The sequence below is a fragment of the Rhodoferax sp. UBA5149 genome (assembly GCF_002413825.1).
Classification (GTDB): Bacteria; Pseudomonadota; Gammaproteobacteria; order Burkholderiales; family Burkholderiaceae_C; genus Rhodoferax.
In genome coordinates, this window is the sequence record NZ_DHXT01000003.1 from 5490 (window position 1) to 7386 (window position 1897).

3 protein-coding genes are annotated in these 1897 nt (G+C 62.6%); all 3 read left to right on the forward strand.

What is annotated here, in order from left to right:
• A partial coding sequence (locus tag B3V69_RS00100) for an ABC transporter permease subunit (protein ID WP_414707444.1) occupies window positions 1-336 on the forward strand: 336 nt, incomplete at its 5' end.
• A 56-nt stretch (window positions 337-392) separates the two neighbouring features.
• Window positions 393-1151 carry an ABC transporter ATP-binding protein gene (locus B3V69_RS00105; RefSeq protein ID WP_296442659.1) on the forward strand — a complete coding sequence of 253 codons (759 nt, stop codon included), beginning with the start codon at window positions 393-395 and terminating at the stop codon, window positions 1149-1151.
• The gene (locus B3V69_RS00110; protein ID WP_296442646.1) at window positions 1151-1876 is read left to right on the forward strand and encodes an ABC transporter ATP-binding protein; all 726 of its coding nucleotides are present in this window, start codon (window positions 1151-1153) and stop codon (window positions 1874-1876) included. The genes B3V69_RS00105 and B3V69_RS00110 overlap by 1 nt, the downstream gene beginning before the upstream one ends.
• Window positions 1877-1897 lie beyond the last annotated feature (21 nt).

Below are 1897 nucleotides of genomic sequence, written 5' to 3' on the forward strand. Positions count from 1 at the left end.
CTGGCCGTGGTGTACACGGTGGCGGCCGCACTGGCCGGTGCAGCGGGCGCGCTACTGGCACAGACCTCGGGCTTTGCCTCGCTCGATGTATTTGAGTTTCACCGCTCGGCCGATGTGATGCTGATCGTGGTGATTGGTGGCGTCGGCTGGCTGTATGGCGGCGTGGCCGGCGCCATTGTTTTCAAGCTGATGCAGGACGCCATATCGAGCATCACGCCGCAGTACTGGACCTTCTGGATTGGTCTGTTTTTGGTCGTGCTGGTGCTGGTCGGACGCGAGCGTTTGATTCGTCCATGGACTTGGGGCACGCGCGGTTCCGGCGGGCGTAAATCGTGAGCGCCGTCAACCCCTCAGGCGCGGCGGACGCGGTGCTGTCAGCGCAAGGCCTGGTGATGAAGTTTGGCGGCATCACGGCCACCAACAACGTCACGCTCGATCTCAGACAAGGCGCACGCCATGCCTTGATCGGCCCGAATGGTGCGGGCAAGACAACACTCATCAATTTACTGACGGGCGTGCTGCAGCCCACAGCCGGAAAAATCATTCTGGAGGGGCAGGACATTACCGAGCTCGCGCCTTACCAACGGGTGCGTCGCGGCATGGTGCGCACTTTCCAGATCAACCAGCTGTTTGACACCCTCACGCCGCTGGAAACGCTGGCCATGACGGTGTCGCAGCAGCAGGGTCTGGGCGGCAAATGGTGGCAGGCCCTGGGCGCGCGCAAAGACGTGACTGAACGCTGCGAGCAATTGCTGGAGCAGTTTCACTTGACCGCCGTGATGACGCAGGAAACCCGTGTACTGGCCTACGGCAAGCGCCGCTTGCTGGAAATCGCCATTGCGCTGGCCTGCGAGCCGCGCGTGTTGCTGCTGGACGAGCCGGTGGCCGGCGTGCCTGCCGGCGAACGCGAAGAGCTGCTGCAAACGGTGGCGGCACTGCCGGCCGATGTGTCTATTTTGCTGATTGAACATGATATGGACCTGGTTTTTAGCTTCGCCAATCGCATGACGGTGCTGGTCAACGGCACCGTTCTGACGGAAGGCGATCCGGATCAGATTGCCAATGACTCGCGGGTCAAGGCCGTGTACCTTGGGCATGGGGATGAAATCAACGATGCCATGCAAGGGATGAGCGCGGGGGTGAATCTCTGATGTCTGAATTGTTGAAAGTTGAAGATTTGAGTGCCGGTTACGGCGAAGCCGTGGTGCTGCATGACGTGTCGCTCTCGCTCGGAGAAGGCAAGACGCTGGCCTTGCTGGGTCGCAACGGCACCGGCAAGACCACCTTGATCAATACGTTGGCGGGCGCCACGCGCCAACATGCGGGCAGCATCACGCTGGGTGGCGTCGTGTTGCACAAGCTGCCCTCGCATGAGCGGGCGGCGGCGGGCATTGGCTGGGTGCCGCAGGAACGCAATATTTTCAAGTCACTCACGGTGCATGAAAACCTCACGGCGGTGGCGCGACCGGCGCGCGCTGGCCGTGCGTCCAGTCCGTGGACGCCTGAGCGCGTGTACGAGCTGTTTCCCCGGCTGGCCGAGCGCAAGACCAACCTGGGTACGCAGCTCTCAGGTGGCGAACAGCAGATGCTGGCACTGGGGCGCGCCCTGGTGCTCAACCCCACCTTGCTGTTGCTGGACGAACCGTGCGAGGGGCTGGCCCCGATCATCGTGCAGGAGTTGCTGCGCGCCATTCGGCGGATCACCCGCGACGAAGGTCTGTCGGCCATCATCGTCGAGCAACACCCGCAGGCGATCCTGGCCATCTCTGACGTGGCGGCCGTGCTGGACCGCGGCACGGTGGTGTATTCCGGCACGGCGCGCAGCCTGCAGGTGCAGCCCGCGCTGCTGGACAAACTGCTCGGCGTGGCGCGATAAATTCGTATTTGCTATTAAATT

What these genes read in the sequence shown, in the direction of transcription:
- B3V69_RS00105 (WP_296442659.1), top strand. Translation starts at nt 393, where the DNA reads ATGAAGTTTGGCGGCATCACGGCCACCAACAACGTCACGCTCGATCTC.
- B3V69_RS00110 (WP_296442646.1), top strand. Translation starts at nt 1,151, where the DNA reads ATGTCTGAATTGTTGAAAGTTGAAGATTTGAGTGCCGGTTACGGCGAA.